Source organism: Scleromatobacter humisilvae, from assembly GCF_023231945.1.
In the GTDB taxonomy this organism is placed as follows: Bacteria; Pseudomonadota; Gammaproteobacteria; order Burkholderiales; family Burkholderiaceae_C; genus Scleromatobacter; species Scleromatobacter humisilvae.
Map to the genome: position 1 here is coordinate 106,386 of NZ_JAJLJH010000011.1, position 12,951 is coordinate 119,336.

Annotated in this window: 12 protein-coding genes; 1 reads left to right on the forward strand and 11 read right to left on the reverse strand. The window is 71.0% G+C overall.

What is annotated here, in order from left to right; all coding sequences use genetic code 11:
• Positions 1 to 16 precede the first annotated feature (16 nt).
• The 11 genes from LPC04_RS25095 to LPC04_RS25145 form a co-directional block, all read right to left on the reverse strand.
• Positions 17 to 937: an ACP S-malonyltransferase gene (locus LPC04_RS25095; RefSeq protein WP_275685054.1), complete on the reverse strand. Its 921-nt coding sequence runs from the start codon at positions 935 to 937 to the stop codon at positions 17 to 19.
• Positions 934 to 1,824, reverse strand: coding sequence for a triphosphoribosyl-dephospho-CoA synthase MdcB (gene mdcB, locus LPC04_RS25100; protein WP_275685055.1), 891 nt, complete (start codon positions 1,822 to 1,824; stop codon positions 934 to 936). The genes LPC04_RS25095 and mdcB overlap by 4 nt, the downstream gene beginning before the upstream one ends.
• Positions 1,821 to 2,501: a malonate decarboxylase holo-[acyl-carrier-protein] synthase gene (gene mdcG / locus LPC04_RS25105; protein ID WP_275685056.1), complete on the reverse strand. Its 681-nt coding sequence runs from the start codon at positions 2,499 to 2,501 to the stop codon at positions 1,821 to 1,823. The genes mdcB and mdcG overlap by 4 nt, the downstream gene beginning before the upstream one ends.
• Positions 2,501 to 3,199, reverse strand: a complete 699-nt coding sequence (mdcE, locus tag LPC04_RS25110; RefSeq protein ID WP_275685057.1) for a biotin-independent malonate decarboxylase subunit gamma — start codon at positions 3,197 to 3,199, stop codon at positions 2,501 to 2,503. Before mdcE ends, mdcG begins: the two co-directional genes overlap by 1 nt.
• Positions 3,199 to 4,098 carry a biotin-independent malonate decarboxylase subunit beta gene (locus LPC04_RS25115; RefSeq protein ID WP_275685058.1) on the reverse strand — a complete coding sequence of 300 codons (900 nt, stop codon included), beginning with the start codon at positions 4,096 to 4,098 and terminating at the stop codon, positions 3,199 to 3,201. Before LPC04_RS25115 ends, mdcE begins: the two co-directional genes overlap by 1 nt.
• Positions 4,095 to 4,406, reverse strand: coding sequence for a malonate decarboxylase acyl carrier protein (mdcC, locus tag LPC04_RS25120; RefSeq protein WP_275685059.1), 312 nt, complete (start codon positions 4,404 to 4,406; stop codon positions 4,095 to 4,097). The genes LPC04_RS25115 and mdcC overlap by 4 nt, the downstream gene beginning before the upstream one ends.
• Positions 4,407 to 4,411: 5 nt before the next feature.
• A complete protein-coding gene (gene mdcA, locus LPC04_RS25125) occupies positions 4,412 to 6,085 on the reverse strand; it encodes a malonate decarboxylase subunit alpha (RefSeq protein ID WP_275685060.1) in 1,674 nt (557 codons plus the stop codon).
• 1 nt (position 6,086) lies between these two features.
• Positions 6,087 to 7,445 carry a TRAP transporter large permease gene (locus LPC04_RS25130; RefSeq protein ID WP_275685061.1) on the reverse strand — a complete coding sequence of 453 codons (1,359 nt, stop codon included), beginning with the start codon at positions 7,443 to 7,445 and terminating at the stop codon, positions 6,087 to 6,089.
• The gene (locus LPC04_RS25135) at positions 7,445 to 7,891 is read right to left on the reverse strand and encodes a TRAP transporter small permease (protein WP_275685138.1); all 447 of its coding nucleotides are present in this window, start codon (positions 7,889 to 7,891) and stop codon (positions 7,445 to 7,447) included. The genes LPC04_RS25130 and LPC04_RS25135 overlap by 1 nt, the downstream gene beginning before the upstream one ends.
• Positions 7,892 to 8,028: 137 nt before the next feature.
• Positions 8,029 to 9,051: a TRAP transporter substrate-binding protein DctP gene (dctP, locus tag LPC04_RS25140; RefSeq protein WP_275685139.1), complete on the reverse strand. Its 1,023-nt coding sequence runs from the start codon at positions 9,049 to 9,051 to the stop codon at positions 8,029 to 8,031.
• A 203-nt stretch (positions 9,052 to 9,254) separates the two neighbouring features.
• Positions 9,255 to 12,023 (reverse strand): alpha/beta hydrolase domain-containing protein, encoded by a 2,769-nt coding sequence (locus LPC04_RS25145; protein ID WP_275685062.1) that lies wholly within the window; start codon positions 12,021 to 12,023, stop codon positions 9,255 to 9,257.
• Between the two features lie 208 nt (positions 12,024 to 12,231).
• Here LPC04_RS25145 and LPC04_RS25150 point away from each other — a divergent pair, with 208 nt between their 5' ends.
• Positions 12,232 to 12,936, forward strand: coding sequence for a GntR family transcriptional regulator (locus tag LPC04_RS25150; RefSeq protein ID WP_275685063.1), 705 nt, complete (start codon positions 12,232 to 12,234; stop codon positions 12,934 to 12,936).
• The last annotated feature ends 15 nt before the right edge of the window (positions 12,937 to 12,951 follow it).

The following is a 12,951-nucleotide window of genomic DNA, read 5'->3' on the forward strand; positions in this document are numbered from 1 at the left end:
AGGGGGTATCTCCGCGCTAACGCGATTCGATCGTCGCGGCCCACCTGACGGCCTGCGCCGCGCTGGCGAACTCGTCGCACGAGCGCACCGGAATCGACGGATGGCGCTCGCGCCACAGCCGCGCCAGCGTCGTGCCGGCGCCGACCTCCAGCACGGCATCGGGGCGGCGTTCGGCGACGGTGTCCATGCAGGTGTCCCAGCGCACGGTCGTCGCGACCTGCTCGGCCAGCACGCGCCGCACCTCGGCGACGTCGCGCACCACCGCGCCCGTGATGCCGGCCACCCACGCGACGCGCGGCGCGTGCCAGCGCGCCTGCGCCAGCGCCTGCGCCAGCGCGGGCACGGCCGCGCGCATCGCGCGCGTGTGCGAGGCCACGCGCACGCCCAGCGGCGTGGTCTTCGCGCCGAGCACGGCCAGGCGCGTCGCGGCCTCGGCCAGCGCGGCGGCCGGACCGCCGAGGACGCAGCGACGCTCGCCGGTGCGGATCGCGATCTCCAGGCCCCAGCGCGCGCAGGCGGCGCCGATGTCCGCGGCAGCGACGTCCGACACGCCAAGCAGCCCCGCCGCGCCATCGACGGCGCACGCGTCCATCGCCGCGGCACGCCGCACCGCGAGCCTCATCGCGTCGTCGACTGTGAGCATGGCCGCCGCGACGCACGCCGCGATCTCGCCGACGCTGTACCCCGCGATGGCCACCACGCGCGGGAGGCTGCTCGCCAACGCGGACCACGCTGCGACGCTCACGCCGGTGACGAGCGGCTGCGCGACGGCATTGGATTGCGACCAGGCCGTGTCTTCGAGGTGCGTGCGCCAGTCGCTTCCGAGCACGTTGGCCAACTGCGCGAGCATCGGCCGCGCCGCGTCGTCGGCCTCGAGCCACGGCAGCATCGCCGGTTGCTGCGTGCCCTGGCCGGGGAACAGCAGCGCGACGCTCATCGCGATGCGACGTCCAGTCGCTCCACGCGCTCGACCCAGCATGCCGCGGCCAGCAGGTCGGCGGCGCCGCCGGGCGAGAGGCGCCGTTCGACGAACAGCGCGTGCACGCGCGCCGCGCGCGCCGCTGCCTCGGCGCGCAGGCCGCCGCCCTCGGCGAGGAAGTCGCGCGCCAGCCGCTGGGCGTCGCGCAGGCCTTGCAGTCCGCCGCGGTGCACGAGGTTGGTGTCGTCCACCTGCGCCATCGCGGTGAACAGCGCGTGCAGCTTCGCGCCGCGATCGTCGGCCCCGGCGCCGCGGGCAGCACGCAGCGCCGGCAGCACGTGGTCGAACAGCGTCGGCAGGCCTTGCGCCGCTTCTTCGGACGCGCTGCGCAGGCCATGCGCGCGCGCCGCGCGGGCGCCGTGCGTGTCGAGCGCGCGACGCGCGCGCGACGCGAGCGCATCGCCCCAGCGCGCGAGCAGCACGCGGCGCAGGTTGGCGGCGTCGCATCGCTCGCCGGCGGCGCGTGCCGCGCCCGCGGCGGCGCACAGCAGGCCCAGCGTGAAGATCGCGCCGCGATGCGTGTTGACGCCGCCGGTGGCGTGCAGCATGCGGGCCTCGGCCTCGATGCCCAGCGCTTCGAGCGGCGCGAAATCCGCCTCGCGCGCGCCCTGCGCCGCCACGCGAACGAAGAAGTGACGCAACGCGAACAGGCTGCGCAGGAAGGTGCCGCCGTCCATGTCGTCGTGGCTGCCGGCGTCGGCGAACGACACCAGGCCGGGCTTGGGCTCGAGCGCGAGTTCGTCGTACAGCGACGCGATGGCGGCGCGGCCCAGCCGAGCGTGGAAGGCGCCGGCATCGTCGCGCGGCGGGATGTCGGGCGACGCGAGGGGCGCGCGCGCGTTCATGCGAAGCTCTCGAGCGCGACGCCGCGCAGCCGCTTGACCAGCACCTGCGCGACGCGGCCCTGGCGGAGCTCGCGCCATTCGCGCCAGGCGACAGCGGCGCCGTCGGGAAACAGCAGCTCGCCGTCCAGCCGCGGGCCGTCCCACGGCATCGACGCCAGCGTGTGCGCGACGTCGTCGGCCTGCCCGTTCGAGCTCACCGGCAGCAGCAGGTCGAGGTCGGACTGCGCGTGCACGTACGCCAGCCGCGTCAACGCCTGCCAGCCGTAGCCGCCGTAGACGCGCGCGGCGCAGTCGCTCGCGGCAAGCGCGCCAACAAGCGCGCGCCACGCCGGCGCGAGGCCGCGCGGCAGCAGGCGCGTGACGGCCCCCGCGTCCGGAAACTCGTCGAGGAACAGCACGTCGCGCGACGCCACCGCCACGGCTAGGCGGCGGCGCCGGAAGCGCGACGGCGCGGGCAGCCCGGTGGCCAGCGCGTCGTCGTGCGACGGCGGCTGGCGCGTGACGACCAGCGGCAGCCCGCGCCCGGCCCACAGCGCCAGGCAGGCGTGCGCGTCCGCATCCCAGGGCGCCTGCAGCACGCGCGCCCAGCCGTCGGCGGACAGCCGCACCAGCTGCTGCCGATGCAGCGCCTGCGGCAGCCGCGCGGCCGGCGGGACGGCGAAGTCGAGCTCGGCCATCAGGCCTCCAGCACGCGCCGGATCACATCCGCGGCGACGCGCCGGCCCCCGCGCTGCGCGCCCTCTTCCGCGCGGCGATCCGAGACATCGCGGTCGGCCAACGCCGCGCGCAGTCCCGCCGCGAGGTCGCCCTCCCACAGCGAGCGCACGCCGCCCATCGCCACGTAGTTCGCGACGCCGGGCGCGAAGACCGGGTTGGTCAACGACAGCGACTCCAGCAACTGCTCGGACAGCTTGGTCACGCGGGCCATCGCCGGAACGCGCATCACGCGGATCTCGGCCTCGGGCAGCGCATGGCAGGCATCGGCCATCAGGCCCGAGGTGATGAAGCCGCCGGACAGCGCCTGGTCGTAGACGAGCGCGATCACCGGATGGCCCTGGCGCCGCGCGAGATCGAGGCAGCACCCGAGATGCGCCATCGCGCGGTGGATGCCCAGCAGCTCGTCGCGGCGGCGCAGCTTCTGGCCCTGCGTGTCGACCAGCAGCAGCAGCGGCCGGCCGGGGGAGTTCTCGACGATGTCGAGCACGGCACGCGCCTGGCGCAGCGCGAGGTCGACGCCGACCTCCGCGTGGTGGGTCGTGCCGACGAGGGCGATCGTCGCGCCGTCGAACGTCGCGGTGCCGGCGAGGAAGTCGCCGTCGGCGACGATGGCGTGGTCGTCGCCGAACAGGCCCGCGGCCACCGAGCGCCAGTCCATCACGCGCCCCCGTTCGCAAGCGCGGCCAGCGCGGCCGGACGCAGGGCGCGCACCGCGTCCGCGTCCAGATCGGGCACGGCGCGCGCGTCGTCGATGCCCAGGCGCGTCCAGAGTTCGACCGCGTCGGCGTTGTCGCCGTCCGCGTCGACGCGTTGCTGCAGCAGCGCGGACTCCAGCCGCAGCGCGGCCAGCGTCATCGGCCGATGCGCGTCGATCGCCGCGATCGCGGCCGCGCGGAACGCCACGGGGTCGTCCTCGACCAGCGCGTCGCAGTCGCCGGTGAGCCAGCGGTGCTTGCCGCCGGTCGTGCGCCACACCAGCCCGCGGTCCCGCGAGTCGAACTCGCCCGCGCCGTTGGACGACTCGATCACCTCGGGGCCCGACATCGCATGCCGCGCGATGTCGCTCATCACGACCGTGTCGGCGCAGCGCGCGACGATGCCCATGCCGCCGAAGCAGCCGTTCGCGCCGCCGATCAGCATCACGGTGGCGATGCCCGCGGCGCGCACGTCGAGCAGCGCGCGCATCACCTCCGAAACCGCGATCAGCCCGGCGTTGGCCTCGTGCAGCCGCACGCCGCCGGACTCCGCCAGCAGCACCACCGCGCCGGGCCTGTCACGCAACGCGCGCCGCAGCAGGCCGACCAGCTTGGCGCCGTGCACCTCGCCGACGCCGCCGCCCATGAACTCGCCCTCCTGCGCGGCGACGAAGATCGCGCGTCCTGCCAACAGGGCGCGGCCGACGGCCACGCCGTCGTCGAACGCCGCCGGCACGCCCAGCTGCGCGAGATGCGGGCTCGTCACGCGCTCGGACGGCGGCAGCCATTCGTGGAAGCTGCCGGCGTCGACGATGGCCGCGAGACGCTCGCGCGCCGACATCTCCGCGAAGCTCTGGCTCATGGCGTCGCTCCCGCGATCGTCGACATCGCCTGGTCCAGCCGCAGGCTCACGACCGCAGGCGTCGCGCCCATGTCGTGGATCGATATCGCGATGCCGGCGATGTCGTGGCGGTCGTGGAAGTCGCGCAAAACGGCCTCCCAGATCGCGCCGAAGCCGCGCGCCGAAGTGTCGACGTCGATACGGCAGCCGGTACCTGGCGCGCACTCCACCAGAACCTCGAGGTTGCCCGATGCGACGACGCCCACCAGCGTCGGCGCGAATGGTGCGCGCGGGCGGCCGCCGTCGAACTCGAAGTGCAGGGACTCCATGCCGGTCACCAATTGCGGAAGCGCCGCGGCGGCTGATAAAGGCCGCCCGAGGCGCGCACCAGGTCGCGCATCGAGCGCGCGGCCAGCAGGTTGCGCGTGGCGTCGCGCGGGTCGATGCCGAGGTCGGCGGGGCGGCGGATGACGCCGCGCGCGCGCAGCTTCTCGACCATCGCGCGGTCGCGCTTCTGGCCCGCGGGCGTGAAGCCGGCGACGCCGCGGATCGCCTGCTCGCGCTCCTCGTCGTCGCGGCACAGCAGCAGGTTGGCGATGCCTTCCTCGGTGAGCACGTGCGTCACGTCGTCGCCGTAGATCATGATCGGCGGCAGCGGCATGCGCGCCTGCTCGGCGAGCTTCCACGCGTCCAGCGTCTCGACGAACGCGGGCTGCATGTGCTCGCGGAAGGTCTCCACCATCTGCACGACCAGCTTCTGCCCGCGCGGCGTGCCGCGCGCGCCGGGCAGGCCGTCGCGCGCCTCGCGGCCGGCCTTCAGCCACGCGTCGCTGGCATGGCGGCGGCCGCGCGCGTCGGCGCCCATGTTGGGCGCGCCGCCGAAGCCGGCGATGCGGCCCAGCGTGGCGGTGGAGCTGTTGCCCATCATGTCCATCTGCAGCGTCGAGCCGATGAACAGGTCGCACGCGTAGTGGCCCGCGGCCTGGCAGAACGCGCGGTTGCTGCGCAGGCTGCCGTCGGGGCCGGTGAAGAACACGTCGGGCCGCGCGCGGATGTAGTCCTCCATGCCCAGCTCGGAGCCGAACGAATGCACCGACTCGACCCAGCCGGCCTCGATCGCCGGGATCAACGCCGGATGCGGATTCAGCGCCCAATGCCGGCAGATCCTCCCTTTGAGCCCGAGGCGCTCGCCGTAGGTCGGCAGCAGCAGCTCGATGGCCGCGGTGTCGAAGCCGATGCCGTGGTTGAGCGACTGCACGCCGTACTCCGCGTAGATGCCCTTGATGGCCATCATCGCCATCAGCACCTGGATCTCGGAGATCTGCGCCGGGTCGCGCGTGAACAGCGGCTCGATGAACGCGGGCTCGGGCGCGCGCACGACGAAGTCGACCCAGTCGCCCGGGATGTCGATCCGGGGCAGCCTGTCGACGATCTCGTCGACCTGCGCGACGACGATGCCGCTCTTGAACGCGGTGGCCTCGACGATCGCCGGCGTGTCCTCGGTGTTGGGCCCGGTGTAGAGGTTGCCCTGCGCATCGGCCGCCTGCGCGGCGATCAGCGACACCTTGGGCGTGAGGTCGATGAAGTAGCGGCCGAACAGCTCGAGGTAGGTGTGGATCGCGCCGATCTGCAGCTTGCCCGCGCCCAGCAGCTGCGCGAGGCGCAGCGACTGCGGGCCGGAGAACGAGAAGTCCAGCTTGCTCGCGATGCCCAGCTCGAAGACGTCGAGATGCTCGGGCAGCGACAGCACCGACTGCACCATGTGCAGGTCGTGCACGCGCTCGGGCGACACCTGCGCCAGCGCGCGCGCGAGGAAGTCGGCCTGCTTCTGGTTGTCGCCCTCGAGGCAGACGCGGTCGCCCGGCTCGATCAGCGCCTCGAGGAGCGCGACGATCGCGTCGGCCTCGACCGCCTTCGCGCGCACGCCGGCGAGCGCCGCGGCGCGCGCGAGGCGTGCCGCGCGATTGGTGCGCTGGCGCGTCCACGGCGAGTCGGCGAGCGTGGTCATGTCAGCCGTGGGCGTTCGGCCCCATCACGAGGTCGGGCAGCGCGGTGGCGATGGTCGGGAACGCAGAGATCACCACCACGGTCAGCAGCATCAGGATGACGAACGGGATGATGCCGCGGATGATGGCGCCCAGCGGGATGTCGGGCGCGATGTTCTTGATCACGAAGATGTTAAGGCCCACCGGCGGATGGATCAGGCCGGTCTCCATCACGATGGTCATGACGATGCCGAACCACACGAGGTCGAAGCCCGCGGCCTTGAGCGGCGGCAGGAAGATCGGCGAGGTCATCAGGATGATCGAGACCGGCGGCAGGAAAAAGCCCATCACGATCACCATGCCCAGGATCGCGGCCAGCAGCACCCACTTCGACAGCGACAGCGCGACGATCCACTGCGCCATCGACTGGCTGATGTGCAGGTAGCTCATCACGTACGAGAACAGCAGCGACATGCCGATGATGAACATCAGCATCGTCGACTCCTTGAGCGTCGCCGACAGGATGGGCGCGATGTCGCGCACGCGCCAGACGCCGTAGATGATCGCGATCAGGACCAGCGCGAGCAGGCTGCCGAGGCCGGCCGTCTCGGAGGGCGTCGCGAAGCCGCCGTACAGCGCGATCATCACGCCGGTCAGCAGGATCAGGAACGGCAGCACGCGCGGCAGGATCTCGAAGCGCTCGCGCATCGTGAAGTGCTCGTCGAGCAGCAGCGGCGACGGCGTGCCGTTCGCTTCGAAATCGCGCTTGGCCGCGCGGTATTCGCGCTGGTAGTTGATCGCCGCCCACAGCGCGAACAGCATGACCAGCAGCACGCCCGGCCCGATGCCCGCGAGGAACAGCCGGCCCAGCGACTGCTCCGCCGCGACGGCGTACAGGATCATCGTCACCGACGGCGGCAGCAGGATGCCGAGCGTGCCGCCGGCCGCGATGATGCCCGCCGCGAAGCCGGGCGAGTAGCCACGCCGGCGCATCTCGGGGATGCCCGCGCTCCCGATCGCCGAGCACGTCGCCGGGCTCGAGCCGGCCATCGCCGCGAACAGCGCGCACGCGAACACGTTGGCGATGCCCAGGCCGCCCGGGATGCGGCCCATCCACACGTGCATCGCCGCATACAGGTCCTGCCCCGCGCGCGTGCGCCCGATCGCCGAGCCCTTCAGGATGAACAGCGGGATCGACAGCAGCGTGATGCTGGACATCTCCTCGTAGACGTTCTGCGTGACGGTGTCGAGCGACGACGCCGGCATGAAGAAGGCCATGAACAGCACGCCCACGCTGCCCAGCGAGAACGCGATGGGCATGCCCGAGAACATGATCAGCAGCGTGACGACGCCGAAGAGGGCGCCGAGCGCGAGCATCGACATCAGCGTTCCCCCAGCTTGTTGGCACTGACCACGACCTGCACCGCCAGCTGAACGCTCAGCAGGATCATGCCGGCCGACATCAGCGAGTACGGGATCCACAGCGGCGGCGCCCACGACGACGAGGTCGTCTGGCCCTCGACCCAGGCCTCGTGCAGCAGGGTGCACGACTTCCACGCGAAGAAGACGCAGAACACCAGGCAGCCGAGGTCGACGAGCAGGATGCGCACGCGGTTGACGCGCTCCGGCAGCAGCGACGACACCGCCTCGATGCCGACGTGGCCGCGGATCGCCTGCACGAACGCGCTGCACAGGAAGGTCGCGCCGACCAGGCAGAACACCGAGGCCTCGTCCTGCCAGTCGGTCGACGCATGCAGGAAGTAGCGCGTGACGACGCTGGACGTCAGGATCAGCGCCGCCGCGAGCAGCGCGATCATGCCCAGCACCATCACGCCGCGGTTGACGACGACCAGCGCTCGCGCCAGCGGCAACAGCCAGCGCGGCGTGGCCGGGTCGATGTGCTGGTGCAGGCCGGTCCCGGCGGGCGCTGCCGCCAGTCCGACGGGAACGGGCGGCAGTTCGAAGCTCACAGCAGCTTCTGTGCCGCGGCCATCAGCGCCTTGCACGTGTCGTTGTGCTCGCTGTAGTCCTTCCACGCCGTGGCCTTGGCGATCGCCTGCCACTTGCCGAGCGTGGCGTTGTCGATGTCGTAGCACTTGGCGCCGGCCTTGGTGTAGACGTCGGCCACGATCTTGTCGTCGGCGCGCGCGGCATCCGTCGCGAACTTCTCCTGCTCGGCGCCGACGGCCATGATGAGGTCCTGGTGCGCCTTGGGCAGCTTGTAGAACACCTCCTTGGAGATCATCAGCGGCTCGAACATGAACCAGTAGGCCTTGTTGCGCGCGGTGGTCAGGTGCTTGGCGATCTCTTCCAGCTTGAACGAGATGAAGCTGGTCGACGACGTCATCGCCGCTTCCATCGCGCCGGTCTGCATCGCGGCGTAGATCTCGTTGGACGGCAGCGAGATGACCGAGGCGCCGGCCTCCTTCAACATCATGTCCATCTCGCGGCTGCCGCCGCGCACCTTCATGCCCTTGGCGTCGGCCGGGGCCACCAGCGGCGCGTTCTTGCTGGCCACGCCGCCGCCCTGCCAGATCCAGCTGACGATCAGCACGCCCTTGTCGTCCAGCGTCTTGGCCAGCAGCTTGCCGACCTCGGCCGTCTTCCACGCCGAGCCGACTTCGTAGCTGGGCACCAGCGCCGGCATCAGGCCGATGTTGGTCTCGGGCACTTCGCCGCCGGCGTACGACAGCGGCACCAGCGACAGGTCCAGCGCGCCCTTGCGCATCGCCGAGAACTGCGAGTTGGTCTTCATCAGCGACGAGCCGGGATAGACCGCCGCCTTCAGCGCGCCGTTGCTGCGCTTCTCGATGTCGGCGGCGAAGCGGCGGCAGAGGCGGTCGCGGAAGTCGCCTTCGGCGATCGTGCCGCTGGGAAACTGGTGCGAGATCTTGAGCGTGCCTTCCTGGGCCAGCGCACGGGCCGCCAGCGGGCTGATCGCCGCCCCGGCCGCCGCTTGCACGATCGCGCGTCGAGTGATTGCCATGATGTCTCCTGTGGATGTCGAGCCCGGACCAGGCATCATGCGCCGTCGCCGAGAACCGTCTTTGAATGCATTACTACCGAGTTTGCATGCAATTCATGACAATCTAATCAGTGAGAACCCGAAAGACAAGGGCGACTCGCGTGGGAGTCGCCCTGGTCGGTCGAGCATCGGGGGCGACGGCGCCGGGGCGCCGATCGCCGTGCGCCTCACGGCGCCGAACGTGCGGCCATCGCGCAGAGCGCGTTGCCGAGCGCCGTGTCCGCGGCCGTCGGCGTGTAGCCGGTGGTCAGGACGTTCGACGCGTTCGCCTGCGCGACCAGCGTCGCCACCGACGAGGCGCGGAGGAAGCGCTGCGCGACCGCCTTGTTGGCCGCCGCCGTCACCTGGCAGACGAAGCCGGCGTGGGTGCCGTAGCGCTCCTCGACCGACGCCCGCGGGTCGCCCGACGCCAGGCGGATCGCCTTGGTCAGCGCGAACGGCCACGACGAGCCGGACAGCGCGCACTGCTGGCCCTTGTAGCTGCCGCCGGCATAGGTGTTCCAGCCACTGTAGGTCGCCAGCGGCGCCGACAGGTTGACCGACGGCACGCCGACGACCTCGTTGCCATCGACGTTGACGCGCGGCACCAGCGTCGGCAGAACGGCCAGCACGGTCGGCGGCTGGATCGTCATGATGCCGGACTGGTTCGCATAGTCGACGCCCGGCCCGAAGTCGTACTTGAGCACCGGCCACAGGTTGTTGCCCGCGTACGGATAGCCCGGGATGTTCGGGAAGCCGACGTTGGACTGGGTCGCCGCGACCAGCTGCCCCTGGCTCAGCTTCGGATAGACGCTGGGCGGCATGGGCGTGCCGCTCATGATCAGCGCGAGGAAGTCATCCTGCAGCGCGGCGTTCTGGTCCGATTCCGGGTTCGGGTTGGCCGGGTAGACGCAGGCACCGGACGGCGCCGGCGACGCGTTGTAGGTGAAGCCGCCGCCGCCGCCGCCGTGCGTGGTGCCGGGGAAGTAGTAGCGATACACGTTCGAGGGCAGCGGGACGTCCCCGACCGCGGTGAAGCCGACGAGGTCGGGCGACATCTTCTCGGCGTACATCTCCAGCGAGCCGAAGGTCTCCATGATCTGCGGGCAGGTGCCGGTCTCGTTGCAGCGATGCAGGATGCCGTTGGCGGGCAGGCCGCGCGCGAGGTTCGGGTAGTCGGCCCACCAGACCGGCGCCTCGGCGCCCATCATGTAGATGTTGGTGATGACGTCCGGCAGCGCGAAGCGCGAGTTCATGAACAGCATGCGGCCGTCGATCTGGCCCCAGGCGCCGTCGACCACCTTCCGGTTCGATTCGTCCTGGTTGAAGCCGTAGAAGATCGAGCCGCGGATGAAGGACGCCGACTGCGACGAGCCGATGCTCACCACCTTGGTCGTCAGGCCCGCGACCGGGTTCGCGGTGCCCGTCGAGTCCGAGGCGCTGTGATGGAAGAACGAGATCGTGTCGCGCGCGGCCGCGTAGCCGATGCCCAGCACCAGCGGATTGACCGCGGTGAACACCATCTCGTAGAGCTTGGTCGGGTCGAAGCCCGTGCGCAGGCAGACCCGCGTCGGATCGGGCGTGCCGGGAAACGGCACCGTGCGGCAGTCGGCCCAGGTCCAGTCGGTGCCGAGCGTGAGCGGCACCTTGGGACCGTCGACGCCCGTGGTCGACTGCCCGGAGACGACGGTCAGCTGCGACAGCGTCGGGTCGGTCAGGCTCAGCGGCTTGTAGGGCACCGGCGTCGTGTAGATGACCATCTGCGCGGTGTTGCCGGTGGCGCTCGCGATGTGGCCGTAGACCTTGCCGGTGATCGCCGAGCCATCCGGATTCGTCGCGACGGGCACGACGATCTGCTGCGTCGAGCCGGTGTAGGGCACGGTCAGCGGCGTGCACGGGTAGGCGGTGGCGCAGTTGGCCTCGATGTCGCCCTGCCAGCCGCTTTGCAGGTAGATCGCTCCGGACACGATGGACGCGCCGGCCGGGATCGCGTTGCCCCCGCGGTTGGACACTTCGTAGATCAGCAGCCCGCTCGCGTTCGCCGCGCTGGTGGGCGCGGTGAGCTGGAAGGTCGACACGTAGGGCACCTTGCCGTCCGCGTTCTTCGGCGCGAGCGCGATGTCCTGGATGATGGCGTTGTGCGCGTCGGCCGGATCGAGCTCGCCGAACACGCGGCCTTTCCACGTCGTGTAGGGCACGGGTGCGCCGCTCACGCTGGCCGTCGAGTCGACGACGATCTGCGTGACCGCCGCCTGGCCGGACACGCTCCACCCCAGCAACGCCGCGGCCGCCGCGCCGAGGTGCAGCACGCGGCCGCCGATGCGGCGGCGCAGGCCGATGGCGAGCGCCAGCAATGCCAGCGCCATCATGCTCCACGAGGACGGCTCGGGCACCGAGGTCGTGACGGCGCTGCAGCCGGACGAGGTCGTGCCCATGCAGGCCATCGAGTCGCCCGCGGCGTCGGTGAACTCGACGAAGAAGGTCTGGTCGAGGCTCGCGTCGGTGAGCGACGGGTCGAAGGTGAAGGTCTCCGTCGCGCCCGGGCCGATGGCGCTGCCCGCCGACGTGTCCGTCAGCCTGTAGCAGAAGCCGGTGCCGATCGAGAAGCCGGTGCCGGTCTGGCAGTTCAACGGGTCGTCGAAGAAGAACGACGTGGCGCTCCAGCCGGCGCGCGTCGTGTTGGCGTAGGTGCCCAGGCCGGACACCACCACTTCGTCGACCGAGTAGCCCGCGCTGGCGTTGGTGAGCGTCAACATGCCGTCGCCTGAGGCCGGCACGGTCTCGGTGAGGGTGAAGTCGGGCACCGCGTGGGCCGGCGTGGCCCAGGCCAGGCCGATCGCCAGGCCGACGCCGGCGAGCCCCTGCAGCACCGAAGAGCGACCTCGGCGCCCGGCGAGCAGTGTGGACGGGGAATGCGGCAGCGGCGCCGCATGGAATGGGCGGAAGGGGTTTCTCACGTTGTCTCCTGATCGGGTTCAGAGCGTCCGCATCAGCAGTCGGAAACCCGATCGCCAGCGCGGTGTTTTTTATTCTTCTTCTTGTGGATGCAAATTGAACTCCCGTGAATTTTTGGAGGTTACGGTGTTATCCCTTAGACATGGTTACTGCACTCAAAAGTGCCAAAAATCAACATTGCGCCGCGTGTAGCGTGCCTAGAATGGACTCATGAACGGCAACCGACTTTCCGAGCGCCTGCGCGAGTCCATCGAGGAGGAAATCGCGACCGGCAAGCTGCTGCCCGGCACCCGGCTGGACGAGGTGGAGCTGGCCACGCGCTTCGGCGTGTCGCGCACGCCCATCCGCGAGGCGCTGCGCCTGCTGCTGGGCGAGGGCCTGGTCGAGACGCGGCCGCAGCGCGGCGCCGTCGTCGCGCAGGCCACGCCGCAGCGACTGATCGAGATGTTCGAGGTCATGGCCGAACTCGAAGGCATGTGCGCGCGCCTGGCCGCGCGTCGCCTGTCCGACGTCGAGATGGCCGCGATCGAGGCCGCGCACGACGCCTGTCGCGGCTCCGCGGCCGCGCGCGACGCCGACGCGTATTTCTATGCCAACGAGCGCTTCCACTACGCCATCTACGCGGCCTCGCACAACACCTTCCTGTTCGAGCAGGCCTCGGCGCTGCAACGCAAGCTGCGGCCGTATCGGCGACTGCAGCTGCGCGTGCGCAATCGTCCGCAGCGTTCGTTCGAGGAGCACCAGGCCATCGTCGATGCGCTGCGCGAGGGCGATGCCGAGAAGGCGGTGCAGGCGATCCGCTCGCACGTGGTCGTGCAGGGCGAACGCTTCGCCGACCTGATCGCGAGCCTGAGCCAGATGACGGCCTCGACCGCTGCCAACGACGCGCCGGCGGAGTCCGCGCCGAGCGCCTGAGCGGCGCCGCGGGCC

Bases quoted from the DNA above. Each gene is read 5' to 3' on its own strand.
- LPC04_RS25095 (WP_275685054.1), bottom strand. From the start codon at position 937: ATGAGCGTCGCGCTGCTGTTCCCCGGCCAGGGCACGCAGCAACCGGCG.
- mdcB (WP_275685055.1), bottom strand. From the start codon at position 1,824: ATGAACGCGCGCGCGCCCCTCGCGTCGCCCGACATCCCGCCGCGCGAC.
- mdcG (WP_275685056.1), bottom strand. From the start codon at position 2,501: ATGGCCGAGCTCGACTTCGCCGTCCCGCCGGCCGCGCGGCTGCCGCAG.
- mdcE (WP_275685057.1), bottom strand. From the start codon at position 3,199: ATGGACTGGCGCTCGGTGGCCGCGGGCCTGTTCGGCGACGACCACGCC.
- LPC04_RS25115 (WP_275685058.1), bottom strand. From the start codon at position 4,098: ATGAGCCAGAGCTTCGCGGAGATGTCGGCGCGCGAGCGTCTCGCGGCC.
- mdcC (WP_275685059.1), bottom strand. From the start codon at position 4,406: ATGGAGTCCCTGCACTTCGAGTTCGACGGCGGCCGCCCGCGCGCACCA.
- mdcA (WP_275685060.1), bottom strand. From the start codon at position 6,085: ATGACCACGCTCGCCGACTCGCCGTGGACGCGCCAGCGCACCAATCGC.
- LPC04_RS25130 (WP_275685061.1), bottom strand. From the start codon at position 7,445: ATGTCGATGCTCGCGCTCGGCGCCCTCTTCGGCGTCGTCACGCTGCTG.
- LPC04_RS25135 (WP_275685138.1), bottom strand. From the start codon at position 7,891: ATGGTGCTGGGCATGATCGCGCTGCTCGCGGCGGCGCTGATCCTGACG.
- LPC04_RS25150 (WP_275685063.1), top strand. From the start codon at position 12,232: ATGAACGGCAACCGACTTTCCGAGCGCCTGCGCGAGTCCATCGAGGAG.